General features: G+C 69.8%; 28 protein-coding genes and 5 pseudogenes. 19 read left to right on the plus strand and 14 right to left on the minus strand.

Annotated features, from left to right (window positions below):
- Nucleotides 1–503 precede the first annotated feature (503 nt).
- On the plus strand, nucleotides 504–737 hold the full coding sequence (locus AC6F7H_RS32970; RefSeq protein ID WP_500762244.1) for a hypothetical protein: 234 nt from the start codon (nucleotides 504–506) through the stop codon (nucleotides 735–737).
- 15 nt (nucleotides 738–752) lie between these two features.
- Here the strand turns inward: AC6F7H_RS32970 and AC6F7H_RS32975 are convergent.
- Nucleotides 753–860: pseudogene (locus AC6F7H_RS32975) on the minus strand (telomere-protecting terminal protein Tpg); the annotation flags it as partial.
- On the opposite strand from AC6F7H_RS32975, the pseudogene AC6F7H_RS32980 reads away from it, so the two are divergent.
- The 3 genes and pseudogenes from AC6F7H_RS32980 (at nucleotide 859) to AC6F7H_RS32990 (ending at nucleotide 3,613) form a co-directional block, all read left to right on the plus strand.
- Nucleotides 859–1,802 (plus strand): annotated as a pseudogene (locus tag AC6F7H_RS32980) (IS5 family transposase). The pseudogenes AC6F7H_RS32975 and AC6F7H_RS32980 sit on opposite strands and share 2 nt — an antisense overlap.
- 720 nt (nucleotides 1,803–2,522) lie before the next feature.
- The gene (locus AC6F7H_RS32985; protein ID WP_269809385.1) at nucleotides 2,523–2,657 is read left to right on the plus strand and encodes a hypothetical protein; all 135 of its coding nucleotides are present in this window, start codon (nucleotides 2,523–2,525) and stop codon (nucleotides 2,655–2,657) included.
- 38 nt (nucleotides 2,658–2,695) lie between these two features.
- On the plus strand, nucleotides 2,696–3,613 hold the full coding sequence (locus AC6F7H_RS32990; RefSeq protein WP_500762245.1) for an NADP-dependent oxidoreductase: 918 nt from the start codon (nucleotides 2,696–2,698) through the stop codon (nucleotides 3,611–3,613).
- A gap of 202 nt (nucleotides 3,614–3,815) precedes the next feature.
- Here AC6F7H_RS32990 and AC6F7H_RS32995 read toward each other — a convergent pair whose 3' ends face one another.
- The 7 genes and pseudogenes from AC6F7H_RS32995 to AC6F7H_RS33025 all read right to left on the minus strand — a co-directional run bounded on the left by AC6F7H_RS32995 (nucleotide 3,816) and on the right by AC6F7H_RS33025 (nucleotide 9,082).
- Nucleotides 3,816–4,496, minus strand: a complete 681-nt coding sequence (locus tag AC6F7H_RS32995) for an RraA family protein (protein WP_500762247.1) — start codon at nucleotides 4,494–4,496, stop codon at nucleotides 3,816–3,818.
- Nucleotides 4,493–4,783 (minus strand): DUF6510 family protein, encoded by a 291-nt coding sequence (locus AC6F7H_RS33000; protein WP_500762249.1) that lies wholly within the window; start codon nucleotides 4,781–4,783, stop codon nucleotides 4,493–4,495. The genes AC6F7H_RS32995 and AC6F7H_RS33000 overlap by 4 nt, the downstream gene beginning before the upstream one ends.
- 10 nt (nucleotides 4,784–4,793) lie before the next feature.
- The gene (locus AC6F7H_RS33005) at nucleotides 4,794–5,501 is read right to left on the minus strand and encodes an FAD-binding oxidoreductase (RefSeq protein ID WP_258382466.1); all 708 of its coding nucleotides are present in this window, start codon (nucleotides 5,499–5,501) and stop codon (nucleotides 4,794–4,796) included.
- Between the two features lie 22 nt (nucleotides 5,502–5,523).
- Nucleotides 5,524–6,135 carry a molybdopterin-dependent oxidoreductase gene (locus AC6F7H_RS33010; protein WP_232839339.1) on the minus strand — a complete coding sequence of 204 codons (612 nt, stop codon included), beginning with the start codon at nucleotides 6,133–6,135 and terminating at the stop codon, nucleotides 5,524–5,526.
- Between the two features lie 150 nt (nucleotides 6,136–6,285).
- Nucleotides 6,286–7,006: pseudogene (locus tag AC6F7H_RS33015) on the minus strand (IS6 family transposase).
- 230 nt (nucleotides 7,007–7,236) lie between these two features.
- Nucleotides 7,237–8,601, minus strand: coding sequence for an FAD-dependent oxidoreductase (locus AC6F7H_RS33020; RefSeq protein WP_500762252.1), 1,365 nt, complete (start codon nucleotides 8,599–8,601; stop codon nucleotides 7,237–7,239).
- Nucleotides 8,602–8,899: 298 nt separating this feature from the next.
- On the minus strand, nucleotides 8,900–9,082 hold the full coding sequence (locus AC6F7H_RS33025; protein ID WP_109383500.1) for a hypothetical protein: 183 nt from the start codon (nucleotides 9,080–9,082) through the stop codon (nucleotides 8,900–8,902).
- 116 nt (nucleotides 9,083–9,198) lie between these two features.
- Between AC6F7H_RS33025 and rpmG the strand changes: the two genes are divergently transcribed.
- The 5 genes and pseudogenes from rpmG to AC6F7H_RS33050 form a co-directional block, all read left to right on the plus strand.
- Nucleotides 9,199–9,363 carry a 50S ribosomal protein L33 gene (gene rpmG, locus AC6F7H_RS33030; RefSeq protein ID WP_500762254.1) on the plus strand — a complete coding sequence of 55 codons (165 nt, stop codon included), beginning with the start codon at nucleotides 9,199–9,201 and terminating at the stop codon, nucleotides 9,361–9,363.
- 46 nt (nucleotides 9,364–9,409) lie between these two features.
- The gene (gene ykgO, locus AC6F7H_RS33035; RefSeq protein ID WP_019525784.1) at nucleotides 9,410–9,532 is read left to right on the plus strand and encodes a type B 50S ribosomal protein L36; all 123 of its coding nucleotides are present in this window, start codon (nucleotides 9,410–9,412) and stop codon (nucleotides 9,530–9,532) included.
- 144 nt (nucleotides 9,533–9,676) lie between these two features.
- Nucleotides 9,677–10,741, plus strand: coding sequence for an NAD(+)/NADH kinase (locus tag AC6F7H_RS33040; RefSeq protein WP_500762553.1), 1,065 nt, complete (start codon nucleotides 9,677–9,679; stop codon nucleotides 10,739–10,741).
- A gap of 132 nt (nucleotides 10,742–10,873) precedes the next feature.
- Complete coding sequence (locus AC6F7H_RS33045; RefSeq protein ID WP_500762257.1) at nucleotides 10,874–11,008, plus strand: hypothetical protein; 135 nt, start codon at nucleotides 10,874–10,876, stop codon at nucleotides 11,006–11,008.
- A 49-nt stretch (nucleotides 11,009–11,057) separates the two neighbouring features.
- A pseudogene (locus tag AC6F7H_RS33050) lies at nucleotides 11,058–11,390 on the plus strand (IS6 family transposase); the annotation flags it as partial.
- Between the two features lie 78 nt (nucleotides 11,391–11,468).
- On the opposite strand, the gene AC6F7H_RS33055 reads toward AC6F7H_RS33050, so the two are convergent.
- Nucleotides 11,469–12,188, minus strand: a complete 720-nt coding sequence (locus AC6F7H_RS33055) for an IS6 family transposase (protein ID WP_500762259.1) — start codon at nucleotides 12,186–12,188, stop codon at nucleotides 11,469–11,471.
- A gap of 400 nt (nucleotides 12,189–12,588) precedes the next feature.
- On the opposite strand from AC6F7H_RS33055, the gene AC6F7H_RS33060 reads away from it, so the two are divergent.
- Entirely contained in the window at nucleotides 12,589–14,019 is a 1,431-nt protein-coding gene (locus AC6F7H_RS33060; RefSeq protein ID WP_500762261.1) for a gluzincin family metallopeptidase, read from the plus strand.
- A gap of 4 nt (nucleotides 14,020–14,023) precedes the next feature.
- On the opposite strand, the gene AC6F7H_RS33065 is transcribed toward AC6F7H_RS33060, so the two are convergent.
- Entirely contained in the window at nucleotides 14,024–14,239 is a 216-nt protein-coding gene (locus tag AC6F7H_RS33065; protein WP_500762263.1) for a hypothetical protein, read from the minus strand.
- Between the two features lie 313 nt (nucleotides 14,240–14,552).
- On the opposite strand from AC6F7H_RS33065, the gene AC6F7H_RS33070 reads away from it, so the two are divergent.
- The 6 genes from AC6F7H_RS33070 to AC6F7H_RS33095 all read left to right on the plus strand — a co-directional run bounded on the left by AC6F7H_RS33070 (nucleotide 14,553) and on the right by AC6F7H_RS33095 (nucleotide 20,582).
- Nucleotides 14,553–14,876: a transposase gene (locus tag AC6F7H_RS33070; protein ID WP_500762265.1), complete on the plus strand. Its 324-nt coding sequence runs from the start codon at nucleotides 14,553–14,555 to the stop codon at nucleotides 14,874–14,876.
- 672 nt (nucleotides 14,877–15,548) lie between these two features.
- Nucleotides 15,549–16,784, plus strand: a complete 1,236-nt coding sequence (gene ltrA / locus AC6F7H_RS33075) for a group II intron reverse transcriptase/maturase (RefSeq protein WP_500762267.1) — start codon at nucleotides 15,549–15,551, stop codon at nucleotides 16,782–16,784.
- Between the two features lie 100 nt (nucleotides 16,785–16,884).
- Nucleotides 16,885–18,009 carry an ISAs1 family transposase gene (locus AC6F7H_RS33080; protein WP_500754596.1) on the plus strand — a complete coding sequence of 375 codons (1,125 nt, stop codon included), beginning with the start codon at nucleotides 16,885–16,887 and terminating at the stop codon, nucleotides 18,007–18,009.
- A 427-nt stretch (nucleotides 18,010–18,436) separates the two neighbouring features.
- Entirely contained in the window at nucleotides 18,437–19,066 is a 630-nt protein-coding gene (locus AC6F7H_RS33085; RefSeq protein WP_500762269.1) for a helix-turn-helix domain-containing protein, read from the plus strand.
- Nucleotides 19,029–19,412, plus strand: coding sequence for an integrase core domain-containing protein (locus AC6F7H_RS33090; RefSeq protein WP_500762271.1), 384 nt, complete (start codon nucleotides 19,029–19,031; stop codon nucleotides 19,410–19,412). Before AC6F7H_RS33085 ends, AC6F7H_RS33090 begins: the two co-directional genes overlap by 38 nt.
- Before the next feature lie 342 nt (nucleotides 19,413–19,754).
- Nucleotides 19,755–20,582 carry an HARBI1 family protein gene (locus AC6F7H_RS33095; RefSeq protein WP_500762274.1) on the plus strand — a complete coding sequence of 276 codons (828 nt, stop codon included), beginning with the start codon at nucleotides 19,755–19,757 and terminating at the stop codon, nucleotides 20,580–20,582.
- A 33-nt stretch (nucleotides 20,583–20,615) separates the two neighbouring features.
- On the opposite strand, the pseudogene AC6F7H_RS33100 reads toward AC6F7H_RS33095, so the two are convergent.
- Nucleotides 20,616–20,867 (minus strand): annotated as a pseudogene (locus AC6F7H_RS33100) (hypothetical protein); the annotation flags it as partial.
- 381 nt (nucleotides 20,868–21,248) lie between these two features.
- On the opposite strand from AC6F7H_RS33100, the gene AC6F7H_RS33105 reads away from it, so the two are divergent.
- Entirely contained in the window at nucleotides 21,249–21,719 is a 471-nt protein-coding gene (locus AC6F7H_RS33105; RefSeq protein WP_500762276.1) for a VOC family protein, read from the plus strand.
- 26 nt (nucleotides 21,720–21,745) lie between these two features.
- Here the strand turns inward: AC6F7H_RS33105 and AC6F7H_RS33110 are convergent, their stop codons facing one another.
- On the minus strand, nucleotides 21,746–21,868 hold the full coding sequence (locus AC6F7H_RS33110; RefSeq protein ID WP_500762278.1) for a hypothetical protein: 123 nt from the start codon (nucleotides 21,866–21,868) through the stop codon (nucleotides 21,746–21,748).
- Nucleotides 21,869–22,232: 364 nt separating this feature from the next.
- Between AC6F7H_RS33110 and AC6F7H_RS33115 the strand changes: the two genes are divergently transcribed.
- Together AC6F7H_RS33115 and AC6F7H_RS33120 are read left to right on the plus strand one after the other, a co-directional pair.
- Nucleotides 22,233–23,228 carry an NAD-dependent epimerase/dehydratase family protein gene (locus tag AC6F7H_RS33115; RefSeq protein WP_500762280.1) on the plus strand — a complete coding sequence of 332 codons (996 nt, stop codon included), beginning with the start codon at nucleotides 22,233–22,235 and terminating at the stop codon, nucleotides 23,226–23,228.
- A gap of 10 nt (nucleotides 23,229–23,238) precedes the next feature.
- A complete protein-coding gene (locus AC6F7H_RS33120) occupies nucleotides 23,239–23,997 on the plus strand; it encodes an IS6 family transposase (protein WP_500762282.1) in 759 nt (252 codons plus the stop codon).
- Nucleotides 23,998–24,311: 314 nt separating this feature from the next.
- Here the strand turns inward: AC6F7H_RS33120 and AC6F7H_RS33125 are convergent, their stop codons facing one another.
- A complete protein-coding gene (locus tag AC6F7H_RS33125; RefSeq protein ID WP_500762285.1) occupies nucleotides 24,312–24,650 on the minus strand; it encodes a MerR family transcriptional regulator in 339 nt (112 codons plus the stop codon).
- A 937-nt stretch (nucleotides 24,651–25,587) separates the two neighbouring features.
- Nucleotides 25,588–25,950 carry an integrase core domain-containing protein gene (locus AC6F7H_RS33130; protein WP_500762288.1) on the minus strand — a complete coding sequence of 121 codons (363 nt, stop codon included), beginning with the start codon at nucleotides 25,948–25,950 and terminating at the stop codon, nucleotides 25,588–25,590.
- Nucleotides 25,951–26,345 lie beyond the last annotated feature (395 nt).

Genomic DNA, 26,345 nt, shown 5'->3' on the forward strand with positions numbered 1-26,345 from the left:
CATGTCAGCAGCAGACAGGCACTCGCCCCACCGTGACCAGCGAAAAGACGGCGGAAAGCAGCCGACAACACCCCTGCATAGACTCGCCGCCGGACGCTGCCCTCACGCACCTCTCACGGACCGTAGCGGCGTGGCGAGGGCGTCTGCCAAGGCGCCCGGCACGGCGCTCCCGGGGGCCCCACAAGGTGTTTCGCAGGGCGCCTCACCAATCCCGGTCCTGACGGGAAAACCCGCACCTCACAAGCGTGGTCAAGGGGCGCCGAGCGCGCCGACTACTTCCCTGAGAGCCCCCTTTACGGGGCTTCTGCGGGCCGTACCGGCCCGGTTCCGCCGGGCCCCGACGCCCTGCTCCGGGCCGGGCAGCGCCGCCGCCCAGGCCACCGCCCGGTGCTCAGCGGAGTTCTCCGCCTCGCACGCACGCGACCCGTGCCCACCCGGGGGCCCGCCGCCGCCCACGGCGATCCCGGTGAGGAAGAACAACGCGCGCCGGGCGAGAATCCGGCATGACCGACCGCCGCCCGCTGGGCACCGGACCCACCCGCACCGCCACCAAAGCGGAGCTGCCGCCCGCGCCACGCGCCCAGCTCGCCGCCGAACGCCTGCCCACCGCCCCGGCCGCCGGCGACCCGATGCCCGCACGCCCGGCCACCGGTCGCCGCGCACTGGGCGCCGGCCCCGGCGGTGATCCGCAGCCACCCACAACCGAACGCACAGCTGCGCAGCCTCCCCCGGTCTGACGGCGCGACCCGGCCCTACAGGTCGATGTCGATCCGCTCAACGTCGGTGAACTCCACGCCGAGGCCGTGCGCGCGGCGGCCGCCGTCGCGGAAGTACACCTCCCCCAGGCCCTCGGCGGCGATGCCGGGGGTGTCCGGGCCGATCCCTGACCTGCGCAGCTACTTCAACGCGGTGATGTGGCGGTTCCGTACCGGCAGCCCCTGGCGGGATGTGCCGGAGAGCTACGGCTCTTGGTCGACGGTCTACGACCGGTTTCGGATGTGGGCGCGTGACGGGGTCTTCCAGGCGCTCATGGACGGGATGATCGCCGAGGCGGCGGCCCGTGACGACGTCGATCTCAGCCTGGTCAGCGTGGACTCGACCGTTGCCCGTGCGCATCACCACGCTGCGGGCATGGTGGTCGACCCGGAGCTCCTGGAGGACCTGGAGAAGGCTGCGACGGAGGAAAAGGGGCTGCAGCAAAGGGGCAAAACGACCCCGTAGGAGACGGGGCCGCGGACGGCGGGGACCCCGAGCGGGAACAGCGCCGTGCCGTGCGCCGACGCCACAGGGCCCGACTGCGGGCCGCCGAACTGGGCCGCTCCCGAGGCGGGCTCACCAGCAAGGTCCACCTTGCCGTCGAGCGGCGCTGCCGCCCGCTGGCCATCGTCCTCACCCCCGGGCAGGCCGCGGACAGCCCGCGCTTCATCCCCGTCCTGGAGAAGGTCAAGGCGCGTGTCCCGGCCGGCCGCCCGAGGACCCGGCCGGACGCGGTCGCCGGCGACAAGGCGTACTCCTCCCGCGCCAACCGCGCCCACCTGCGCAAACGAGGGATCAAGGCGGTGATCCCGGAGAAGAAGGACCAGGTGGCGAACCGCAGGAAGAAGGGACGCTCCGGCGGCCGCCCGGTCAGCCACGACACCATGCTCTACAAAGACCGCAACACCGTCGAGCGCGCCATCAACAAGTTCAAGGAATGGCGGGGGCTGGCCACCCGCTACGACAAGGCACCCGAGAGCTACGCCGCAGGACTCCACCTGCGTGGATCCGTCCTTTGGCTACGCAGCCTGCCGGCCCTCCCATGATCTGAACCCCGAACAGGCCCTAGGACGAAGGAGTCGGCGCAAGGGTCGGTGTCGTCGGACAACGCGGTCACGGGGAAAACGACCAGTTCCGCGATGCCCGGCAGCAGCCCTGGCAGCTGCTCCACCTCGGCGCGAGCCGCGCGGCCTGGGCATCGTCTCCGGTCTCCACCGCCAGGACGTAGTCAAAGCCCAGCTGGACCAGATGCGGGGGCGCGAGGGAACGATAGGGGACATGGGCAGCTCCTGACGTACGGTCGCCGTGCCGATCACGACGACGTCCCCGGCAGTGTCCGCCCGCCGGCCTGTGGATAGAGGCGGGAGAGCTCTCCCTCCCCGCCCGGACGTGACGAATCGGGCTGCAAGGGCCAAACCCGGCCCCCTTGTCCACCATGGTCGGCCCTACCACGAGCCCGACCATGACCCCTTGTCCAGGCCGGCCACACCCCGACCACCGCCGCGTTTCTCCTAGACCACGCTCGCTACCGGCGGCCGTCAGACCGCGGACAAGGAGGTCCCGTGCACGCTGCTCCCTCGATCACCGCCCACCGAAGGGCGGCCCGAAGCGAGGAGCCACCGCGATGACCACGAACCGACCACCAGCAGGCGCCCGCCGCGCTGACCGCCGAGATCCTGACGGCGGTCGGGGAACTCGACCAGGACGCCGCCCCTAACGTCATCGCGGCCCGGCTCGGCGACGGACTCGCGCCCGCCCTGCACACGATGGCGAAGGCCCTGCGCGTGCAGGCCGGCGCCTTGGGGGTGCCCGCGGCGGCGGTGGACGACTTCGGCGGGTTTGAGGGGCAGTACGAGCAGATCGAGAAGGTCGCGGCCCACCACGGCAACCACCGCTCGTGATCGTGTTACGAGCTCATACGAGGAAGGGGACGATCTCAATGAAAGCCATTGTGGTAACCGACCAGGCCGCGGGAACGGCCGGGATGACGCTGACGGAGCGGCCTGAGCCGCCCACAGCGATCAACGACGTCATCGTTCAGATTCATGCATCGGGCTTCGTCCCGACAGAGATGGAGTGGCCATCGACCTGGACCGATCGCGCCGGCCGTGACAAGACACCGTCGATCCCCGGCCACGAGCTGGCCGGAGTGGTCACCGCCCTCGGCTACGGCACGACGGGGCTGTCGGTCGGGCAGCGGGTGTTCGGCCTCGCCGACTGGCACCGCGACGGCACCCTCGCGGAGTACGTGGCGATTGAGGCACGCAACCTCGCACCGCTGCCCGGCGACGTCGACTTCACGGTAGGCGCGTCCCTGCCCATCTCGGGTCTGACCGCGTGGCAGGGGCTGTTCCAGCACGGCCGTCTTCAGGCCGGCCAGACCGTCCTCGCCCATGGCGCAGCCGGAGCAGTCGGGACGATGGTGACCCAGCTCGCGCGTGAGGCCGGCGCTTACGTCATCGGCACTGGACGCGCCGCCGACCGTGAGAAGGCGCTCGACTTCGGCGCGCATGAGTTCGTCGACCTCGAGAACGACGCGCTGAAAGACGTCGGGGGCGTCCATCTGGTCTTCGATGTCATCGGCGGCGACGTCCAGAGGAACTCTGCGGCTCTGACCAAGACCGGCGGGACGCTGGTGTCGGTCGTGGGCCCGGTCGAGGCCCGCCCCGCTGATGGCCTGGCGATCGATTTCGTTGTCGAGGCCGATCTCACCCAGCTGGGTGAGATCGTGCAGCGAGTCCGGGACGGGCGGCTGCGTACGAACATCGGAACCACCGCGTCCCTCGACAACGCGGTTGCAACCCTCAACTCAACCGAGCGACGCGAGGGGAAGACAGTCATTCGTGTACGCCCGTAGGGAGTGATGGCCACACTCTGAGCAGCTCCGGAGGCGCTTGTACGCCCATGAGATCCGAGATCAGCGCGCCCCAGTCGCCGCCCTGAGCGACGAACCGCCGCTATCCGAGGCGCTTCATCAGCTCGGTCCAGGCACGTGCGATGCGCTCGGGACCCCAGCCGGTCGTGGTCGGCTTGGGAACCGCGCGATCCGACCGTGTCGGCTACGTGGTCGTGCGCTCCTGCTCGACCTGGGCACGGAACGCGGCCTCCTCCTTGCTCACCGCCGCGGCTCCGTCGAGTACGGCGTCGATGTCGGGTTCGGGGATCACCACCGCGCCGGAGTCGTCGGCGAAGACGTACTGCCCCGGGTGCACGCCCACCCCCGCGACCACGACCGGCACGTTCGCCTGGTACGGCGTGATCACATCGCCGCCCCATCGCACGGCCTCCGCGGAACAGTAGGCCGCGAAGGGGTGGGACTGCAGCTGGGCGAAGTCACGCAGCCGTGCGTCGGTGAGCACACCGGCCAGGCCGTAGCGCGTCAGGAGGGAAAGCTTGGTGCCGCCGCCGATGGAGACGTCGCGGTGGCCGTTGCTGGCCAGCACCAGCACCTTCCCCCGGCCACCGTCGGGTTCGACGCCCACCGCCTGCCGGAGCAGAGCGCCGAACGTGTGCGTCTCGGGGTCCATCATCACCGAACAGGAGGGGAAGAAGGAGATCGTGACCGCCGGGCCGAACAGGACCCGGCCCGGTGTCGGAGTGACGAGGTCGTGAATGTGCGCGCGGTGCCGATGGATTCGTCCCAGGGCGTCGACGATGTCCGCGCACGCCAGTGACCGGGCCGCCCGAGCGCGCCGCTTGGCCGCCGCCTCTCGCTCGTCGCCCGGCGAGGCGGGGGTCACGGCAGCTCCAGCATCCGGATCGACATCAGGGTGAGCTGGAGCCGGCGTGGCCGGTCGACGAGTAGCACCTCGCACGCCAAGCACGCCGGACAGCGCACCACCATGCCGGGGCAGCGCAGATAGACCCTGGTCTCGGCGACGCGGTGCCGATCCCCGCACTCGGCGCACTGCAGGACAATCGTGGTCGCGTCCCGGCCCAGGGCCAGCGACATCGCCCCGGCGACGGCGTTGCCGTCCACATAGCCGTCCTCCGGGGGCACCGAGAGGAGGTCTTCCTCTGCGTTCACTGCGGGCCTCCTATCCGAACCTCTCGGTCCTCAACGAGTCGGCGTCCAAGCCGGCGCCGATCAGCCCGCGGGCGGCTTCCTCGACGAAGGCGGTCGGGCCGCATACGTAAGCCCGCAGCCGCGGTTCGCGAACACCACCGGGACGAAGCAGCGCGCTCAGCTGCTCGGCTCTCAGCCGGCCGTGCTCGAACCCCGCCGCCCGTTCCCGGGTCAGATGGACGGTGCTCTCCGGCCCGTCGGGACCGCGCAGCTCGTCGGCGAAGATGACCCGGTCCGCGGTGCGCGCGGAGTACACCAGTCGCACCGGTGTGCCGTGAGCGCGGGCGGCCCGCCAGATGGCGCGCATCGGCGCGATGCCGGAGCCGCCGGCGACCAGGAGCAGCGGTACGTCGTCGCCGGGCCGCCATACGAAGTAGCCCCCCACCGGTCCCATGATCTCCAGGGCGTCACCGTCGGTGGCGACGTCGACCAGGTACGGAGACACCTCGCCGTCGTCCACGCGTTCCACGGTGATCTGCGGGGCCTCCCCGGGCGCGGAGGACAGCGAGAAGCTGCGGGTGGCCTGGTACCCGTCCTCGGCGGTGAGCCGGACGTCGATGTGCTGGCCGGCGACATGCCCCGGCCAGCCGGCGACGGCGAGCCGGATGGTGCGCGCCGAGGCGCTCTCACGCGCCGTACCGGCGACGGTGGCGGCTCGCCAGCCGTGAACGGGTCGCACGCGCGGTGGCATGGCTGAACGGTCAGTCACCGTAGTAGCGCTGTTCGAGGAACGGGTCACCGCGGTGGTGGTAGCCGGCGTTCTCCCAGAACCCCAGCTCGTCCTCGGGCATCACCCGGATCCCGCGCAACCACTTGGCGGACTTCCACAGATACAGGTGCGGCACCAGCAGCCGGACCGGCCCGCCATGTTCGGCGGGGATCGGACCGCCCTCGTAGCCCACCGCGACCATCGCGTCGCGGTCCACCAGGTCCTCCACCGGGACGTTCGTGGTGTAGCCGCCGTACGAGGACACCAGCGCGTAGGGCTCGTCGGCCACCCCGGCGTCCTCCAGCACGGCCGCCACCGGAACGCCCTGCCAGGTCGTCCCCAGCTTGGACCAGTGCGTGACGCAGTGAATGTCGGTCGTCAGGTCCACCACGCCCAGATCGTGCAGCGACGCCCACGCGTAGGTCTTCTCCGTGATCCCGTCCGTGACCACCAGCTCCCACGCGCGGGCCGGTACGTGCTGGGTCGGGCCCGCCGTGAGGACCGGGAAGTCACTGGTGACGAACTGCCCCGGTGGGACCGGGCCTTCCGTGCGTCGAGGACGTCCCGTGAATCCGCGCGTGACCATCTGTCGCTCACCACCCATCGTATCGGCAGCGTAACCAACCGTGAGCGCTCTCGCCTGCGCCGCGATGAGTGGCCCAGATGCCTCCCCCGGGCGCTGTCACGTTGTTGGGTGTGTGAGTGTCTGATGGCGTCGTCGGGGCGTGGTGGGCTTGCGCTTCGGGCCTGGGGGTCAGGCCGTGGTGGGTCGGCCGGCAGTGCCGGTGATCTGGTCCCGGACGGCGAAGCGGGTGCTCATCTCGGTGCGGTATTCGGGGGCGGTCATCCGGTGGCGGCGGGGCCGGAAGTGGGGTGAGATGCCGCTGAACGCGGACAGGAACCGCTGGGCCCCGCCGACACTACGGAAGCCTTTCATGGCGCGTTCACGCTGCCTCGTCGGCTGATGACTGTTCTCCGCCCGGTTGTTCAGGCCCTGGTGCGAGCGGTGTTCCACCGAGGGCATGACCGCACGGTGCGCCGCGCCGTAGGAGCGGAGCTGATCGGTGACGATCACCCGCGGCACGGCGCCGGTCTGCTTGAGGAGCTTGCGGAAGAAGCGTCTGGCGGCGGCCTTGTCGCGCCGGTTCTGCACGAGGATGTCGGGCACGTTGCCGTCCTGGTCGACGGCCCGCCACAGGTACTTCCGCTCGCCGTTGACCTTGATGAAGACCTCGTCCAGATGCCACTTGTCGCCGGGGCCGGGGCCGGCGTCGGCGCAGCGCGTTGGCGTAGGCCTGCCCGAACTTCGCGCACCAGCGGCGGATGGTCTCGTGGGAGACGAGCACGCCGCGCTCGAGCATCAGCTCCTCAACCTCCCGGAAGCTGAGCGGGAAGCGGACGTACAGCCACACACAGTGGGAGATGACCTCCACCGGGTACCGGTGCCCCTGGTACGACGGCGACGCGCTGTCCACGGACGGTCCCCCTCCACCATGACCAACCCGAAGATCATCCCACGCCGGTCAGCCAACGTGACAACGCCGGTCAGTGGGATCAGGTCGTCGGCGGCGGATGCGTGAGTGCGTTCGTGGGCGGTACCTGAGACTGCGGCTTGTCACTGTCCCGGACAATCGGGATGTTCCGCGGGGGCCGCGAGCCCTGGCCGTCGTTGGGGGTCGGCCAGGTGGCGGCGCCCACCGAGCCGCTACGCTCCCGTCCTCCGCGCCGCATCGAGCAGCGAGGCCCAGTCGGGCAGCTTGACCACGTTCCGGTCCAGCGAGGCGCCGAGTTCCGCCTCGGCCCGTTCGATCGCCCGCCACCCGGCCCACTCGACCGGCTCGATCCCCTCGGTACGCAGCGCCACCAGCGGATCCCCGGGCACGTCACGGCGGACCAGCGCGGCCGTGTCCGCCAGCAGGGAGGCCACCGTCTCCTTGGCGCACGGCCGGTTCGTACCGATGACACCCGTCGGGCCCCGCTTGATCCAGCCCGCCACGTACTCGCCCGGCGCCACGGCACCCTCCCGCAGCACCCGCCCGGCCAGATGCGGCACCGTGCCGCCCGAGGCGTCGAACGGCAGACCCTCCAGCGCCACTCCGCGGTACCCCACCGAACGCAGCACCAGTTGCGCCTCGATGTCCTCATACGCACCCGTGCCCGTCACGCCACCGTGCCCGTCCGGCACCGTCCGCTCGAAGCGCACCGCGCCCACGCGGCCGTCCCGGGCGAGCAGTTCGACCGGGCGGAGGAAGAAACGCAGCCGGATCCGCCGCCGGGAACTCGGTGCGGGGGTCTCGGACCAGCCACGCAGCACCTCCACGTTGCGGCGCTGCGGGGCGGGCAGCCCGGAGGGATCGGCGTAGGCCGGATCCTGCGCCAACTCGGCCCGGTCCACGGCGATCCCGGTGTCTGGCAGGGTGCCCAGCTCGCGCAGTTCCTTGGTGGTGAAGCGGGCCTGGGACGGACCGCGCCGGCCCACCATGGCGATGTCCGTCACCCGGCTCGCCCCGAGCGCGGTCAGGGCGGCGTGCGGCACATCGGTCGGGCTCAGCTCCGGCACCCCCCGGGCCAGCATTCGTGTGACGTCCACGGCGACGTTCCCCACGCCGATGACCACGGCCGACCCGACCCCGCGCAGGAACCCGTCGTCGGTGGGGGTGCCTCCCTGCCCGGGGGAGTCCGGGTGGGCGCTGTACCAGGACACGAACTCGGTCGCCGACCAGCTCCCCGGCAGGTCCTCACCGGGGATGCCCAGCCGCCGGTCGGTGGCGGCGCCCACGCAGTACACCACCGCGTGGTACAACTCCCGCAGCCGGGCGACCGACACTCCTGAGGGGCCGACCGCCACCCCGCCGAGGAAGCGCACCCGCTCGTGCTCCAGGACCGCGCGGAGGTTGTTCTGCAGCGACTTGATCTTCTCGTGGTCCGGTGCCACGCCGTAGCGGACCAGCCCGTACGGGCACGGCAGCCGGTCCAGGACGTCGACGCGCACCTGGGTGTCCTGCTGGACCAGACTCTGTGCGGTGTAGCACCCGCTCGGTCCGGAACCTACGACGGCGACACGCAGCACGGCGGAACTCCTCACCCCACGGACCGACAGGAGATCGCTGATGTCTCCAGCATCGCACCACCGGTGCTCCGCTGACAGGGTGCCGTCCGCCACGAGGGGTGCGTGTTCGCTCGCCTGGAAAGTGACCACACGCTTACGTTGCGTATGCGCTTGAGGCATCCTTTCTTCATCTTTCCGATCGTTCTCCGGCTGACCGGCTCTGCACGGTCAGCCGCACGATCGAGATCGGTACACCCGTCAGGACGACCATCAGGGACGCCTGAGCGGGCTTCGTCGACACCGTGCGCCGGATCCCGCCCTACGAGGGCCCGTCCGAGGGGCCCGGGACCGCGGCCGGGGCGCGAAGGTTGCGCCGGCGCAGCAGCAGGGCGGGCGCCGCCACTGCCACGGCGACGGCCGCCGCGGCCAGAGCCCAGGGAACGCCGGACATCGCGTCCGCGCCCACGGCATGGTCCACCGACCAGGAACCCGGGCCGGTCATCGCCAGGAGCAGTGCCAGGGCCCCCGTATCGGAATATCCCGCCCGCCGACGCCGTTGCACCCCCATGCCGGCATGCCTGAGTCAAAAGGATCGGGCGGTGGCGGAAGGAGCACCTCATGGCACGCAGCACAGCGCGGCCCGTCGTCAGGCTGAAGTCGGCAGCCGGTACGGGAGTCACCTACGTGACCCGTAAGAACCGTCTGAACGACCCCGACCGGATCGTCCTGCGCAAGTACGATCCGGTCGCCGGAGAGCACGTCCTCTTCCGCGAAGAACGATGACACCCGCCTCCCTCGCCCTCGTGCAGCCCCGCGGAAGGAGACCGTGATGAAGGTACGCAAGTCCTTGCGCTCGCTGAAGTCCAGGCCCGGCGCCCAGGTGGTGCGCCGACGGGGCGTGACCTTCGTGATCAACAAGAAGGATCCGCGGTTCAAGGCCCGCCAGGGCTGACCAGCCACCGCACCACCCGGACGGCCCGGTACCGCGCTCGCGGTACCGGGCCGTCGCGGCGTGGTACCGCGCCCGGTCGACGCGCGCCTGGCCAGGATGGAGCCCCACGCCCAGTCGGGGCGAGCGGACGTCCAGGAGGCGGAGATGGCGGTGGACCGGGTCGGCATGGTCGTACACGGCGGACGTCCCGAGGCCGCGGAGGCGGCCCGCACGGTCCGTGCATGGTGCGCCGAACATGCCGTCGCCTGCAAGGACGTCGACGTGTGGAACGACGGCGAACGGCGCAGCGCCCGGCAGGAAGTGGCGGCGGCCGGCGACCCCGGCCTCGTCGTCACCCTCGGCGGGGACGGCACCTTTCTGCGCGGGGCCCGGCTCGCGGCCGCCATCGACGCGCTGGTCCTCGGTGTCGACCTCGGCCGCGTGGGTTTCCTGACCGAGGTGCCCACGACCATGGTGCGTACGGCGCTGGACGCCGTGCACGACGACCGGCTCGACGTGGAGCAGCGCATGCTGCTGACCATGCGTGCCTCGTGCCGCCTGGAGGTGCCCTCGGACATCAAGGCGCTCATGAGCTACGGCCGAGGCCCGCTCCTGCCCCCGACCAGCGTGCGCTCCGACTGCGAGACGGGCGGCGAGTGGGGCATCCCGCTGGACGTGACCGCCCTCAACGACGTCGTACTGGAGAAGCTCGCCAGGGACCGGCAGATCTCGGTCGGGGTCTACATCGCGGGCCGGCTGCTGGCCTCGTACTCCGCCGACGCGCTGCTGGTGGCCACGCCGACGGGATCGACCGCCTACAGCTTTGCCGCCGGCGGCCCCGTGGTCTCGCCGGGCACCGAGGCACTGGTCTTCACACCGGTGGCACCGCACATGACGTTCAACCGGTCGGTCGTCGCCGCCCCGGACGAGCCCGTCGGGCTGCGGGTGCTCGAGCGCTCGGGCCGCGCCGCCGTCAGCATCGACGGCCAGCTCCGCGGCGTGATCGGCCCCGGTGACTGGATCGGCGTCTACGCCGCACCGCGCAGGCTGCGTGCCGTACGGCTCGGCCCGATGGACTTCTACGGCCGCCTCCGTGACCGTATGAACCTCACCGACGCGCCTGCCGCGGTCGCCGACGGCACGCCCGCACCGCTCTGGCCGGTCCGCAGTGCGCCGCCGGGAGACCTGGCGCACCTCGCCATGCCGGATGACCCGACGGCATCCGGGTGACGGGGCCCGTCACTCTGCGGGTGCCGATAAATCATCCGCCCAGGCCACGGCCTTGACCGGCCATCTCTGATGCAGCTGCCGGTTACCCCGCTGTCTTCACCTGAGCGAGGGAGGACGGCATCATGATCGGTTGTGCTGCTGTGCCTGGCCTACCTCGCCGCTACCAACATCTTCGCCCTGCTACGTCTCCTGCCGATGAGCGAGCGGGACAAAGACATCGAGATCCTCTCCCTGCGGCACCAACTGCGGCGTTGTCACGTTGGCTGACCGGCCTGGGATGATCTTGGAGTTGATCGTGCCGGGGAGGGATCCGCTCGTGTCATCCGCGCCGCCGTCGTACCAGGGGCACCGATACCCGGTCGAGATCATCTCCCACTGCGTGTGGCGGTACTTCCGCTTCCCGCTGTCGTACCGCGAGGTCGAGGAGCCGATGCTCGAGCGCGGCGTCATCGTCTCCCATGAGACAGTGCGCCGCTGGTGTACGAAGTTCGGGCAGGCCTACGCCAACGGGCTGCGCCGCCGGCGACCCCGGCCCGGCGACACATGGCACCTGGACGAGGTCTTCATCAGGATCGACGGAGAGCAGAAGTACCTGTGGCGGGCCGTCGACCAGGACGGGATGGTGCTGGACCGCCGGGACACCGCCGCGGGCGCTGTCACGTTGTTGGGAGCCTGGATCTCTGACAGCGCGTCGGGGCGTGGTGGGGGTCGGGTTTCGGGCCGGTGCTCAGGCCTCGGCGGGCCGGCCGGCGGCGCCGGTGATCTGGTCCCAGATCGCGAAGCGGACGGTCATCTCGGCGCGGTAGCCGGTGGCCGTCATCCGGTGGCGGCGGGGCCGGAAGTGGGGTGAGATGCCGCTGAAGGCGGACAGGAACCGCTGGGCTCCGCCGACGCTGCGGAAGCCCTTCATCGCGCGTTCGCGCTGCCGGGTGGGCTGATGGCTGTTCTCGGCCCGGTTGTTCAGGCCCTTATGGGAACGGTGCTCGACCGAGGGCATCACCTTGCGGTGGGCCGCGCCGTAGGAGCGGAGCTTGTCCGTGACCATCACCCGCGGCACCGAGCAGGTCTTCTTCAGCAGCCTGCGGAAGAACCGCCGGGCCGCAGCGGTGTCCCGCCGGTTCTGGACGAGGATGTCCAGGACGGTGCCGTCGGCATCCACGGCCCGCCACAAATACTTCCGCTCGCCGTTGATCTTGATGAAGACCTCGTCGAGGTGCCATGTGTCCCCGGGCCGGGGCTGCCGGCGGCGCAGCGCGCCGGCGTAGGCCTGCCCGAACTTCGCGCACCAGCGGCGGACCGTCTCATGGGAGACGACGACACCGCGCTCGGGCATCGGTTCCTCGGCCTCTCGGTACGACAGCGGGAAGCGGAAGTACCGCCATACACAGTGGGAGATGATCTCGACCGGGTACCGGTGCCCCTGGTACGACGGCGACGCGCTGTCCACGGACGATCCCTCCCCGGCACGATCAACTCCAAGATCATCCCAGGCCGGTCAGCCAACGTGACAACGCCCTTCCTCCTGATCCTTGCCGCCCTACCGTGCCTGGGAGCACACCCGCGTAGGCGGGCCAACCACACTGGCTGTACCGCGACTGCCGCTTTCACCGTCACCCGTCTGGCCGCCGTCCTGTCGCCGGGTCTAGTGGCACGCGCACACCAGCCACGGGCCGAGAGTGACCGCCCGCTCGTCTGCTGCCACCGCCTGCCGGGGCGGCCCCGTAGGCTCATGTTCGGGTTGACACCGGACTACTGGGGCCTCGTACTGAACATGAGGGAATCTTGATCAGAAGTTTCCTGTGGGGGGTTCCATCATCCGCATCCTCTCCCCCTCTCATGGAGGCGCTGTGACGGTGCAGCAACAGCAAGCTATCCCGACGGTTCTGGTGTACGAGGACGACCCCGGTTTTCCTCCGAAGGTCAACATGCCCGTACCGCATCCCGTTCCACAGCTCGACACACAGCCCTTCCCGACAGCCATAGCGGAAGCCGCACCGCAGCAGGACAGTGCCGGGCCCGGCACCGAGGCATTCCGCTACTGGGTGGCGGCCGACTCGCTGAGCAGGGCCAGCCAGACCTGGGGACCGCTGGTTCCGACCGGAACCCAGTGGCATCCGCAGGTCGGACGCGTCCTCACTGCGCACCTCAACGCCGGAGACGACCTCAACGCCTTCTACGACCGTAGAAGCCTGTGGTTCTTCCGCCGCACGGTGGCAGGCGTCACCGTCGCTGCATGCGAGAGCAACGAGGTCGTCGAGCACGAGACGGGACATGCGATCCTCGACGCTCTGCGCCCTCAGCTGTTCAACGCGGCGAGCGCGGAGACGGCCGCCCTGCACGAAGCGTTCGGTGACATCAGCGCCCTGCTGAGTTCACTCCGGCTGGAATCGCTGCGGATCGCGGTACTGGCCGAGACGCAGGGCGACATCGAAGTGTCCTCGCGGGTGTCGAGGATGGCCGAGCAACTGGGCTGGGCGATCCGCCAGGGCCACCCGAACGCGGTCGACCCGGACTGCCTGCGCAACCTGGCGAACAGCTTCTTCTACCGCGACCCGGTGCAGCTGCTGCCGAACGGACCCGCGAACACGCTCTCCAGCGAGCCGCACTCGTTCTCCCGGGTGTTCAGCGGCGCGTTCCTGAAGATCGTCGCCGGGATCTTCCGGCAACAGAACCTGCAGGACCAAGCCGGTCTGGCCAAGGCGGCCGAGGTCGCGGGACAGCTGCTGGTGGATGCTGTCGTGGCCGCGCCCGTGGTGTCCGCCTACTACGCGCAGGTCGCGGGTCACATGATCGCCGCGGACCAGCGCCGGAACGGCGGCAAGTACGGTCAGTCCCTGCGCTCGGCGTTCATCCGCCACGGCATTCTCTCCCTGGAGGCTGCCGCGTCGATCACCGAGCCGGAGGTGGCACGCCGAGGTGCCGGAATCGCCGAGGCGACGCCGGGCGGTGGCGACGATCAGGGTCTGACGGCCGTCACCGTCCAGGGGGCGACGTACGGTATCACCCAGCCACTCGCCCTCTCCGCTCCGGCGCAGGAACGACGCTTCGGCATCGCAGGCTCAGACCCTACCGGCGGCTCGGTGCGCCCTGCCGACCCCGAACTGGTCGCGACGTCGTTCCTCGAGGACCTTTTCCGACGCGGCCGGGTCCACGTGCCCGAAGAGCACCGCTCCGACACGGCGTTCGTCGACGACAACCCCTCCCGGCTCAAGACCCACGAGATCACGCGGAGCGCGACCGGCGAGGGTCTTGTCCTGGTCCGGCGGTGCTTCGACTGAACAATCAGTGGAAAAAGCGCAGACGACGGACGGTGAGCCGTCCGTCGTCCTCGCGCTTGATCACGTGCGTCGTCTTGGGCGTAGGCTCCTCGCCCTCGAAGACCGCCTCGCCGCGAGCCAGCAGGTCGCTGATGAATTTCTCGGTCGCCCGGCGCTCGGCGTCATCGCTCTGTCTGCCTTCACTGGCGCCCTTCTGGCCTTCATTACTATTTGCGTCCATCTCGTGTTTCGCACTTTCTGGCCGGTCAACGGCGGGACGGTGGTGTGACTCGGTGAGGTGATTTTCGGGCGGGCTGCGCGTGGCAGCGGTGGCCGGGCCCGGACATAACGGAAGCATCCGCGGTGTTCTCCAACACTCTTGCGAGGGGCCGCCGATGCTTTCGGGTCCGACCGTACCGCCTTCCCTGCTCGCTCTGCTGCAGGTGCTGCGCCCGTGTTTCACCGCGCCCGGCGTTGTCACGTTGGTGGGGGTGTGACCGGCTGAGTCTTCCCTCGTAGCGTAGAGACCCTGACTGCAGGGGAAGTTGGGAGTCATGGCGGAGAAGAGGCGGAAGTTCGACGCGGAGTTCCGTGAGGGGGCCGTGCGGATCGTGACCGAGACCGGGAAGCCGGTCGCCCAGGTCGCGAAGGACCTGGGGATCAATGAGACGACACTGGCCAGCCGGGTGTCGCGGGCCCGCAAGGCAGGCGGGGCCAGTCCGACGGGCGAGAGCGAGGAGCTCGAGCGGCTGCGTCGAGAGAACGCCCAGCTGAAGAGAGACGTCAAGGAGCTGGGGATGGAGCGCAAGGTCCTCAAACGCTGCATGGTCTTGTGGGTGAAGTGGCTGAGGCGGACCCGGCGGCCGTCGTCGGGGTAGTCAGCGACCAGAAGACCGAGTACAAGATTCCGCACCGGACCTCCTGCCGAGCGCTCGGCGTGTCGGAGGCGTGGTTCTACAAGTGGGTGTGTCACGAACGCCGAAGGGAGCTCGATGTAGGTAGAGCTTCGTGAGGCGGTGCTGCGTGGAAGATGAAGGTTCTGGCCCTTCGGAGTCGCCCTGCGGGGGGAGGCTCCAAACCGCCACATGCTGCGGCGGCTGAATGCCGTCCGTGGTGAGCGATGTGGAAAAGGCGTCTGTCGAGGCGTCAGGTGGGGATCGGGAAGGCGAGCGCAAGCGAATCGCTGCTGACGTGTCGAAATAGAAACAGACGACATCGAAACCGGGGTGTCCACTTGATCCCGGGATGAGCCTGGCGGGAGCCCGTCGACTGGCCAGGCGGTGTCCGGCATGGAGGCGACGCGAGCCCGGTCTGCGGGTTCCACGCGGAACGTGAGAAGGCGCGATCCGACACCGTCCGCCCTGTGGGCGGCGAGAGGGAGTGTCTCCTGCGGCTGTCCGCAGGGGGCCTGAGTACCGTCGCGGGTCGTGCTGGCGGACCGGTTCGTAGTAGCTGTGAAGCCCCTGTAATGGGGGTGGAGCGAAGGGGCCGGGTCGTTCGTGGCCGTTTGTTCGATCAACCGGAAGTGCTCCGGGAGGAGTCGCGTGGACGTGCTGAAAGCATCAGGCAAGCCGTTCGAGATCTCGAAGCGGGCTGTCTGGGAGGCGTGGGAGAAAGTCAGGGCGAACAAGGGCGCAGCCGGGGTGGACGGTGTGTCGATCGAGGAGTTCGAGAAGGATCTGCGGGGCAACCTGTACAAGATCTGGAACCGGATGTCCTCGGGGACGTACTTCCCTCCTGCGGTCCGCGCGGTGGAGATCGCGAAGTCGCACGGCGGGGGCACGAGAATTTTAGGCGTGCCCACCGTCGCCGACCGGGTCGCTCAGACGGTGGTGGCCGGGGTGCTGGAGGCGAGGGTCGAGCCGATCTTCCATCCGGATTCCTACGGCTACCGGCCGAAGCGGTCCGCGCTGGACGCGGTCGGGACCTGCCGGACACGGTGCTGGAGCAACGACTGGGTGATCGATCTGGACATCCGGAAGTTCTTCGACTCCGTGCCGTGGGATCTGATCGTCAAGGCGGTCGAGGCGAACACTGACTTGCCGTGGGTGGTGCTGTATGTCAAGCGGTGGCTGGCTGCACCGTTGGCACTGCCCGACGGGACATTGCAGGGGCGCGACCGCGGGACCCCACAGGGATCAGCGGTATCGCCCGTGCTCGCCAATCTGTTCCTCCACTACGCGTTCGACGTCTGGATGGCCCGGGAGTTCCCTGGCGTCGAGTTCGAACGCTACGTGGACGACGCAGTGGTCCACTGCGTCAGCGAGTCGCGGGCGCGCACCGTGCTGGCGGCGATCAAGGAACGGATGCGCGAGGTCGGGCTGGAGCTGCACCCGGACAAGACCCGGATCGTCTACTGCAAGGACGGGAAGCGGCGCGGCTCGCATGAGCACACGGCGTTCACGTTCCTGGGGTTCACGTTCCGGGCGCGCGGGGCGCGGACGAAGACCGGGCAGATGTTCCTCGGTTTCAACCCGGCGGTCAGCAAGGAAGCTCTGAAGATGATGAGTGCACGGGTGCGGTCCTGGCGACTGCACCAGCGTACGGACCTTTCCGAAGCGGACCTCGCACGACGGATCAACCCGGTAGTGCGTGGTTGGTTGAACTACTACGGTGCCTTCTATCGGTCGGCGCTGTATCCCCTCCTGACCCGCATCAACGCCTACGTGATGCGGTGGTCGCGCAACAAGTACAAACGGCTGCGGAACCGGAAGAAGGCCCAAGCCGCGTGGGATCGGGCTGTGAGGCTGCCAGGGCTCCGGCAAAGTCGTTTGGTAGCCCTGTGACGTGTGGTTTTGCGGGTGGGTGAGGTGCGCGGGCGTGTTCCGGTCCGGTTGGATGGAGGTTCCTACGCCTTCCGTCCGACCAGGGAACAACGCCCGCGCCATGCCATCGTCTCGCATCTGCGTGCCTGTTCGCACGCCCGTCCCGGAGCGCGAGCTCCTCGTCGACCTGCTCGGCCGGATGCCCGATCCGCGCCGCCGGCGCGGGGTCCGTCACCCGGTGAGTGCTCTGATCGCGGTCGCGGTGTGCGCGGTGATGGCCGGAGCGCGGGGTTTCACGGCGATCGGGGAGTGGGCCCGGGACGCCGGAGCGGTAGCCGTGAAACAGCTGGGCCTGGTGCGAGGCTCGGTGGACGAGTCGACGCTGCGGCGCCTGTTCGCGAGGCTGGACGCGGACCGCCTCGACGCGCTCCTGGGGACATGGGCGGCGACGAGGGCCTCGCTGGTCGCGGGCCGGCGGGTCATCGCGATCGACGGCAAGACCGTCCGGGGCGCACGCGGCGGTGACGCCCCGGCCCCACATCTGGTCGCCGCGCTCGCGCACGGTTCGGGAGCGGTACTGGGCCAAGTCGCCGTGCGCGAGAAGAGCAACGAGATCCCCGCGGCCAGAGAACTGCTGGATGCCCTCGACCTGGACGGGGCGGTGGTCACGATGGACGCGCTGCACACCCAGCACGCCACCGCGGCACTCGTGACCGAGGCCGGCGCCGACTACGTCCTGACCGTGAAGGCCAATCAGAAGTCGTTGTACGCACGGCTCAAGGCTCTGCCCTGGGCCCGGATACCTGCTGTCACCAGAACGGACCGCGGACACGGGCGCCGCGCCACCCGAACGATCAAGGCCGTCGCCGTCCCCGCCTGGATCGACTTCACCGGGGCCGCGCAGGTCGCCCAGCTGCGGCGCACCGTCACCAGGAAGGGCACACGGACGGTCGAGATCGTCTACCTGATCACCAGCGCGGACGCCCGCACCGCGCCCCCGGAGCTGCTGGCCACATGGGTGCAGTCGCACTGGGAGATCGAGAACCGCCTGCACTGGGTCCGCGACGTCACCTTCGACGAGGACCGCTCCCAGGTCCGCACCGGCAACGCACCCCGCGTCATGGCAGGCATCCGCAACACCGCGATCACCCTCCTCCGCCTCCACGGCCACCAGAACATCGCCGCCGCCCTACGACACCACGCCCGCGACACCGACCGCCCCGTCAGCCTTCTCCTGACCGCATGACCGACGACTTTGCCGGAGCCCTGGTGAGGCTGCGGCCTCGGTTCTTCGCGCACTGGATCTGGGTCAACACGGTTCCGGCTGTCTGGTGACCAGGACGACAAGAGCCCGGTGAACCGAGAGGTTCACGCCGGGATCTGTGGGAGCCCCGGGGTGAGATTCCCCGGGGCCACCCGACCGCCGCCGCCCCGCCCAGCCGACGCAACGCGAGGTCAGGCGGCAGGCGCTGGCCGAGCGGACCCGCTACTTCTTCGACCGTGTGCCGCTCGAAAAGTCATCGGCGCAGGTGGGAGTGGTGCGGTTCGGCCCTGGGATCATGCCCGCGTGATCGTGTCCCTGCTGTACAGGGCGGCCCGGAGGCTGCTGTCCGTCCCGTCGGTGCTGCTGCGCCGTGACACCGCGAAGGACGCCGAGCTGCTCGTGCTGCGGCATGAGAACGCCGTCCTGCACCGGCAGCCGGCCCGGTCCGCTACGAGCCGGCGACCAGTTCTGGTTCGCCGCCCTGTCCGTGCTGATACCCCGGCGACGCCGGCGCGAGGTCTTCCCGGTCACCCCAGGCACCTTGCTCGCCTGGCACCGCAGGTTCATCGCCGCCGAGTGGGACTACACCGCACGCCGACGCACCGGACGCCCGTCCACCCCAGCGGCAGTCAAGACGCTCGTCCTGCGGCTGACCCGGGACAATCCGAGGCGGGGGCACCGGCGGATCCAAGGGGAGTCGGCTCGACCCGGACAGCGGATCGCCGCCTCGACGGTCTGGGAGATCCTCCACGCCGCGGGCGTCGACCCGGCACCGCGCCGCTCCGGCCCGACCCGGCGCGCGTTCCTCACCGCCCAGGCCGAGGGCATCATCGCGGCAGACTTCTCCCACCTCGACACCGCGCTCGGCACGAGGCCGTACACACTGGTGTTCCTCGAGCACGGCACAAGACGCCTGCACATCACCGAAAGTCACCACCCGCCCGACCCGGGAGCGGGCCGTGCAACAGGCGCGGAACCTCGCCGCCGACCCGGGCAGGCGCATGGAGTCCCTACGATTCCTGCTGCGGGACCGCGATGACAAGTACGGTGCGGCGTTCGACGCGGTCTTCGAGGCCGAGAAACCGGACGTCATCCAGAGCGCGCCACGGGCTCCTCGGATAAACGCCCACGGCGAGAGAATCATCGGCGGCATCCGGCGCGAGGTCCTCGACCACGTCCTGACTGTGAACGGGGCCCACGCCCGCCAGGTCCTGGCCGCCTACCAGCGGCACTCCACCGCGCACCGACCTCACCAAGCCCGGCAGCAACTACCGCCTGATGCCAGGGAACGGCCCGCCGCCACGGTGCACGCCCTCGACGCCCGCCGAGTGCTGCGGACCCGGATCCTCGGCGGCGTGATCAGCGAGTACCGCTACATCGCTTGACCGGCGACGATGACTTTTCGAGCGGCACACCGTCCCCTGACCAGTCGCGACTCCACGCGGGAAAGGATCACCGTTCCCGCTCGGCCCACTCCCGCACGCTGAGCGCCCGCCTCATGCGGGCCGCGATGTCCGCCTTCGCCGTCGTGTCCAGCGTCTCCGCCAGTTCCTCGAACCTGGCGGGCCGGACGTCCAGCAGACTCAGTGAGCCTTTCCCGGTAACCGGTCGTCGCTCACTGTGATCGCCGGGCTGTGCTGCGTCCTGTAGACCCCAACTCCGGGCAGTCGCAAGGCCCCTGGTAGGAACGATCTTGCGACAGAAAAGATCCGACCGAGGGGCCTCACGTGCCGACCAGTGTCACATACACCGCCGTGCTCGATGTCCGCTGGTCCACCGCCGAGCACCTGGCCCGGCCGCTGCGGGACCACCGTTCGACGATCGGTACCCGCCGGGGACGACGCGCGCTGGGCTGCTTCCGGCAGGCCGTGCTCATCCTGCGCTGGTTCATCGACGGCACCCGTCTTGCCCAACTCGCCTGCGACAACGGCCTGTCGTCCTCCACTGCCTACCGCTACCTGCACGAGGGGCTGACCGTCCTGGCGGCCGGAGCGCCGGATCTGGCCACCGCGCTGGAGCGGGCCAAGGCGGCCAGCCTGACCCATCTCAACCTGGACGGCACGGTCATCCGCACCGACCGGGTCGCGGCCCCGGGCCCCCACGGGGCGGACCTGTGGTGGTCCGGGAAGCATCGGCACCACGGTGGGAACGTGCAGGTCATCGCCACTCCGGACGGCTGGCCGATCTGGGTCTCGCCGGTCCGCCCGGGCCGGGAGCACGACACCACCTGCGCCCGCCACCACGGGCTGGTCGACGCCCTGGGCCGCATCGCGGCCGAGCTGGACATGCCGACCCTGGTCGACCTCGGCTACGAGAACGCCGGCGACGGCTTCCGCCACCCGCACAAGAAGCCTGTCGGCGGTGAGCTGACCGAGGAGCAACAGACATACAACAAGGTCATCCGTGGCATCCACGGCATCTGTGAACGCGCCAACTCCCTGCTCAAGACGACCTTCAAGGCCCTGCGCAGAGTCAGCCTCGACCCCAGCCAGATCACGAAGATCGCCGCCGCGGCCCTCGTCCTGCTCCAGCTCGAGTACGACCGCACCATCTGAACGATCACACACCGTCATGGTCCGTTACTGGGAAAGGCTCAGTACCTCCTCACCGGTCCGGACCGTGAGCAACAACTCGCACCGCCACTGTGGTGACACTTCCGGTCGATGACTGAGCCAGTGCTCCATCGCCGAGAACAGATAGTGCACCGCCGCCTGGGCGTGCTCCCGCAGCCAACCGGCCGGGAGCCGCTGGCTGAAGCCCAACCTCGCCGCTTCCTGCTCCAGCAGGAGGAGCTGATCGGTGTCCACGGCCCGGATCGTCCGCGGCAGCACTGCAGTCATGCCGCGATCATGCCACCAGACGACGCCAGTGGGGCCGGTTCGCACCGACAGCCGGGGCCACTTGAAACCGTCACACCGCCCCAATCGATCTCCGGGTGGGGCCACTTCAGACCGTCCGAGTGGGGCCAACTCAAACCGTCACGGCCGGCCCAACACCGTCCCGCGCATGCCACACCCCCGCTACACTCCCCACCGCCAGGCCGTTGACCAGGAGAAATACAGAAGTCCGACTGGAGTACTAAGCGGCGAGCCATCCGTGTACAGCTGCCCGCGAATCTTCCAGGAGGGCGAGCCGATGAAATTGCCGGCCCCTTCGAAGGGGGAACCTACCGTCAATGCACATCATCAACGGAGCATGAGACCGACAAGTGGAGGCACCAGATGGCCGATCTCCCGCCACCGCCAGAGGGAATTGTGCTGGCCCACTTCATCGTCTCGGACGATGTCGAACGCTCTCGACGCTTCTACACCGAAGTGCTCGGCGGCCGGCTGGCCTACTCCGGCCCTGGAGGCCTGACCTATGTCGCACTGGCCAACAGCTGGATCATCATCAACGTCGGCGGAGGCCCGACGGACGACAAGCCCTCGGTCACCCTGGAGGCGCCGCGCGATTCCGGCCGGGTCAGCAGTTTCCTCAATATCCGCGTCAGGGACATCTACCCCTTGTACGAGGAGTGGAGCGCCCGAGGTGCCCAGTTCCTGACGCCGCCGAAACAACACGCGTACGAGATCCGCTGCTACATCCGCGACCCTGACGGCCATCTGATCGAAGTCGGCCAGACCACCGACCCGGAGGGAGACTGGACACCGGCTCACTGGCCCCCGAGTTCCCGCACCGGCGATTCCGAGTGAGTTCCGAGATCCCGGGCCGCGCCCCGCTATTGACCTTGACTGCGCGAGTCGCGGACGATCTCGGCGAGCCGGGAGGCCTGCGCGTCGACGGACTGCGGTCCGTTGCCGGTCAGCAGGTTGCGCTCGCCGCCCCAGACCACCCTGACCACCGAGGGTTGAGGCTGACGTCGTAGGCGGCATCCCGGTCGAGACCGAGCAGGGATTGTTCACCCAGCCACGGCCGTAGCCACCCAGCCGGACCCCCGACCAGCCCGCCCATCCCAACCGAAAGGGCAATACGGACATTGACTCACGTACCGCCCTCTCATCCAATCGAGGCGTTTCCTCATCGAACCCAGTCGTTTGGCCTTCCGTCTCAGCGAACCTAGGCGCGCGGATGGACGCACTGGGCAGTTGGCCACAGCGTCCGACCGTTGTAAACGGCTGGGAAGGCGCCCCGGTGGCCCGTTGAGGACCGCTACGCCCTCGGCGAAGCAGGAACGCGCAGGCTCACAGTCCGGGTTGAGTGAGCTGATGAAGATCTTGGTATTGGGCGGAACAGCGTGGGTGGGCCGCGAGGTCTCGCGGCAGGCACTGGAACGTGGGCATCGAGTGACCTGCCTGGCCCGCGGGGAGAGTGGCGAGGCGGCCGAGGGCGCGGTGTTGGTCGCCGCGGACAGGCGTGACCCGTCGGCGTACGAAAGCCTGGCGGGCCGGGATTGGGACGCCGTGGTCGAGGTGTCGTGGCAGCCAGGCTTCGTCCGCGGGGCGCTGGCGGCGCTCGGCGAGCGGGCGGGTCACTGGTCGTACGTGTCGTCGGTCAGCGCGTATGCCTCGCATGCGCAGCCGGACGCGGACGAGTCGGCGGAACTGCTCCCGGCGACCGAGCGGGACGAGGTCGGCCACGAGGAGTTCGGGGAGGCCAAGGTGGCCTGCGAGGAGGCCGCGGCGGCCGCAGTGGGAGACCGGCTCCTCATCGCGCGGGCGGGACTGATCGGCGGCCCCGGTGACCACAGCGGCCGCTCCGGGTACTGGGTCGGCCGCGCGGCCCGCGAGCCGCTGGCCCCGCTGCTGGTGCCGGCTTCTTTGGGCATCCCGACGCAGGTGGTGGACGCGCGAGACCTCGCGGCATGGCTGCTCGACTGTGCGGAGAAGGGGACGACCGGAACGTACAACGCGGTCGGCCCGATCGTGCCCTTCGGGGAGTGGGTCGCGCTGTCGCGGGAGATCGGCGGGCACACCGGGCCGGTGGTGGAGGCGGACGACGACTGGCTGCTCGGGCAGAAGGTGGTCCAGGCCATGGGCCCGGAGTCGCTCGCGCTGTGGGTGGCCGACCCGGACTGGGCCGGCTTCGGCGCCCGCAACGGCGCTGCGGCGGGCGCGGCCGGCCTGCGGCACCGGCCTCGGGCGGAGCTGCTGGAGGAGACCCTGCGCTGGGAACGGGAGCAGGGTCTGGACCGGCCCCGCCGGGCCGGCCTGAGTATCGAGCGCGAACGCGAACTCCTGGAAGGGCGTTGTCACGTTGGCTGACCGGCCTGGGATGATCTTGGAGTTGATCGTGCCGGGGAGAGGTTCGCTCGTGTCGTCCGCGCCGCCGTCGTACCAGGGCCACCGGTACCCGGTGGAGATCATCTCCCACTGCGTGCGGCTGTACCACCGCTTCCCGCTGTCGTTCCGCGAGGTCGAGGAACTGATGCCCGAGCGCGGCGTGCTCGTCTCCCACGAGACGATCCGCCGCTGGTGCGCGAAGTTCGGGCAGGTCTACGCCCACGGCCTGCGTCGACGGCGGCCCCGGCCCTGCGATAAGTGGCACCTGGACGAGGTCTTCATCAAGATCGGCGGAGAGCAGAAGTACCTGTGGCGGGCCGTCGACGCCGACGGCACCGTCCTGGACATCCTCGTCCAGAACCGCCGGGACACCGCTGCGGCCCGGCGCTTCTTCCGTACGCTGCTCAAGAGAACCTGCTCGGTGCCGCGGGTGATCGTCACCGACAAGCTCCGCTCCTACCGAGCGGCCCACCGCGAGGTCATGCCCTCCGTCGAGCACCGGCAGTCGAAGTACCTCAACAACCGGGCCGAGAACAGCCACCAGCCCACCCGGCAGCGGGAGCGCGCGATGAAGGGCTTCCGCTCGGCCGGCGGGGCGCAGCGGTTTCTGTCCGCGTTCAGCGGCATCTCACCCCACTTCCGACCCCGCCGCCACCTGATGACCGCACCCGACTACCGAGCCGAGATGACCCTCCGCTTCGCCATCTGGGAGCAGGTCACCGGCGCCGCCGGCCGGCCCACCACGGCCTGAACACAGGCCCGGGCCGCGAGCCCACCACGCCCCGACGCACCATCAGGCAGTCATGCACCCAACAACGTGACAACGCCGGATCAGGTGATAACGCCGGTCGGAACCGAGTCTCATCCCACCAGCCTCCGTCCGGCGTGTCGACGCACAGCGACAGGCCCACCGTGACCGCACTCGCCCAAAGGCCCGCGATGAAGTCCTCCACGGCCAGGCCGTGGTGGCACAGGTCGCCCCAGCCGGGGCCGGCGCCCGAACCGTCGACGGCCCCTTCCCGGCGGCAGCCGCGAAGCTCCTGGGGGTTACGGGTCTCCGCCGTTTCAGGCCGCGGTGGTCGGGTTCGCCGCTTCGGCGGCGCGGCGGTATGCGGCGTTGAGGCGCTGGGCTTCCTCGAGCTGGTCTTCGAGGATGACGATCCGGCAGGCGGCCTCGATGGCGGTGCCCTGGTCGACGAGTTCCCGGGCGCGGGCGGCGATGCGCAGCTGGTAGCGGGAGTAGCGGCGGTGGCCGCCCTCGGAGCGCAGCGGGGTGATCAGGCGGGCTTCGCCGAGGGCGCGCAGGAAGCCCGGGGTGGTGCCGAGCATCTCGGCGGCCCGGCCCATGGTGTAGGCGGGGTAGTCGTCGTCATCTAGACGGCCGAAGGAGTCGTCTGCGGTCACTTGCACCTCTCGGTAAAACGCGGGGAGGGGCCCTGGTGCCATTGGCACCAGGGCCCCGAAGGAACTTGCTACACCATCTGCCGGCCCTGATCCTGCGCCGGCCTCCTGTGTCCGCAGACCCGACCGAGATGCTGCCGGGGGTGCGGGGATCGCGGTTGCTTGACCGGAGACCACCTCACTATCGATGTCCTGCGGTACCCGGGCTCAGACGTCCGCCCGGGCGATCCTGATGGCGCTCGGCTCCTCCGTTCTTCCCTCGGTGATCAATCACTTACCTACTGCTGGTACTGCTCTCCTGCGTACTGCTGGTGGCCTGTGACGGCACCACTCTTCGGCAGCCGGCCCCGTCGCCCGTCCTGCGTCTGCTCCGGCTTGGAACCCCACTGCCGAACCTCCCGGTGCGCGCGTCCGCAGCCGACGCCTTCACCGAGGTACTGCTCACTGACTTCACTGCGGGGTACTGCTCACGGCGGCCCCTGATCACTGCGGGCCACCCGGTCCGGTCGTCAGTCCCGTCGCCGTCCTGCAACCGCTCTGGCTTCGGAACTCCACCACCGCACCGTCCTGCATCCTGCAACTGCGGGTACCGCTGCCCGGCAGTTCGTCTCTGCCGGGCCCTGTTGATCTCGACTACGAGAGAAACCATAACCACACCACCACCCAATGTCTACTGCAGCCGCCATAGATTTCCGCGCGTTCGCCGGTGAGGTAATCGGGCCCTGCCGGGTCAAGGGGGACGCTGGGCTGAGCACAAGCACCGGGCAGGCAGGACCGGGCATTGACGAGCCGGCGGCCGGGGTGGACCTGATGGACACGATGTGCGTCGACGCCACGACCATCCGCTCCGCAACCGCGGTCGCCGACGCGCCCGAGACCACCCGGGCCTTCTGCGAAGCCCTCCGGCAGCCTGTGCCGCTCGAGAAGTCACCATCGCCGGTCAAGCGGTGTCGCGGTACTCGCCGAGCACGCCGCCAAGGAGCCGGGTCCGCAGCACCCGGCGGGCGTCGAGGACGTGCACCGTGGCGGCGGGCCGTTCCTCGGCGTCGGGCCGTGGTCGCTGTCGGGCCTGGTGAGGGCGGTGCGCGGTGGAGTGCCACCGGTGGGCGGCCCGGACCTGGCGGGCGTGGGCCCCGTTCACGATCAGGACCTGGTCGAGGGCCGCGCGCCGGATGCCGCCGATGATCCTCTCGCCGTGGGCGTTTATCCGAAGAGCCCGTGGCGCGCTCTGGATGCCGTCCAGTTTCTCGGCCTCGAAGACCGCGTCGCACGCTCCGCCGTACCTGCCGTCGCGGTCACGCACCAGAAACCGCAAAGACTCCCGGCGCCTGCCCGGGTCGGCGGCGAGGTTGCGCGCCGGTGGCCCGGCCCCCTGCCGGGCGGGCGGCGACTTTCGATGCTGCGCAGGCGCCTGGTGCCGTACTCGCCGAACGCCGGCGCGACGGCCTCGTACCGAGCGCGGTGCCGGGGTGGAGGAAGTCGGCCGCGAAAATGCCCCCGGCCCGGGCGGCCAGGAATCCGCGCCGGGCCGGGCCAAAGCGGCGCGGGCCGGGCCGGTGCCCGCGGCCTTGAGGATCTCCCAGACCGCCGGGGCGGCGATCCGCTGCCCGGGCCGGGCCACCTCCCCTGGGATGCGCCCGTGCCCACCGCGGATCGTCCCGGGCCGGCCGCAGAACGAGCGTCCTGACTGCCGCTGGG

The sequence above is a fragment of the Streptomyces sp. MMS24-W38 genome, from assembly GCF_059889265.1.

Bases quoted from the DNA above. Each gene is read 5' to 3' on its own strand.
- AC6F7H_RS33105 (WP_500762276.1), top strand. From the start codon at position 21,249: ATGGCCGATCTCCCGCCACCGCCAGAGGGAATTGTGCTGGCCCACTTC.
- AC6F7H_RS33120 (WP_500762282.1), top strand. From the start codon at position 23,239: ATGATCTTGGAGTTGATCGTGCCGGGGAGAGGTTCGCTCGTGTCGTCC.
- rpmG (WP_500762254.1), top strand. From the start codon at position 9,199: ATGGCACGCAGCACAGCGCGGCCCGTCGTCAGGCTGAAGTCGGCAGCC.
- AC6F7H_RS33080 (WP_500754596.1), top strand. From the start codon at position 16,885: ATGCCATCGTCTCGCATCTGCGTGCCTGTTCGCACGCCCGTCCCGGAG.
- AC6F7H_RS33070 (WP_500762265.1), top strand. From the start codon at position 14,553: ATGGCGGAGAAGAGGCGGAAGTTCGACGCGGAGTTCCGTGAGGGGGCC.
- AC6F7H_RS32985 (WP_269809385.1), top strand. From the start codon at position 2,523: ATGGCGAAGGCCCTGCGCGTGCAGGCCGGCGCCTTGGGGGTGCCCGCG.
- AC6F7H_RS33040 (WP_500762553.1), top strand. From the start codon at position 9,677: ATGGCGGTGGACCGGGTCGGCATGGTCGTACACGGCGGACGTCCCGAG.
- AC6F7H_RS32970 (WP_500762244.1), top strand. From the start codon at position 504: ATGACCGACCGCCGCCCGCTGGGCACCGGACCCACCCGCACCGCCACC.
- AC6F7H_RS33115 (WP_500762280.1), top strand. From the start codon at position 22,233: ATGAAGATCTTGGTATTGGGCGGAACAGCGTGGGTGGGCCGCGAGGTC.
- AC6F7H_RS33065 (WP_500762263.1), bottom strand. From the start codon at position 14,239: ATGGACGCAAATAGTAATGAAGGCCAGAAGGGCGCCAGTGAAGGCAGA.
- AC6F7H_RS33090 (WP_500762271.1), top strand. From the start codon at position 19,029: ATGGAGTCCCTACGATTCCTGCTGCGGGACCGCGATGACAAGTACGGT.
- AC6F7H_RS32990 (WP_500762245.1), top strand. From the start codon at position 2,696: ATGAAAGCCATTGTGGTAACCGACCAGGCCGCGGGAACGGCCGGGATG.
- AC6F7H_RS33025 (WP_109383500.1), bottom strand. From the start codon at position 9,082: ATGACCGGCCCGGGTTCCTGGTCGGTGGACCATGCCGTGGGCGCGGAC.
- ykgO (WP_019525784.1), top strand. From the start codon at position 9,410: ATGAAGGTACGCAAGTCCTTGCGCTCGCTGAAGTCCAGGCCCGGCGCC.
- AC6F7H_RS33085 (WP_500762269.1), top strand. From the start codon at position 18,437: ATGAGAACGCCGTCCTGCACCGGCAGCCGGCCCGGTCCGCTACGAGCC.
- AC6F7H_RS33010 (WP_232839339.1), bottom strand. From the start codon at position 6,135: ATGGGTGGTGAGCGACAGATGGTCACGCGCGGATTCACGGGACGTCCT.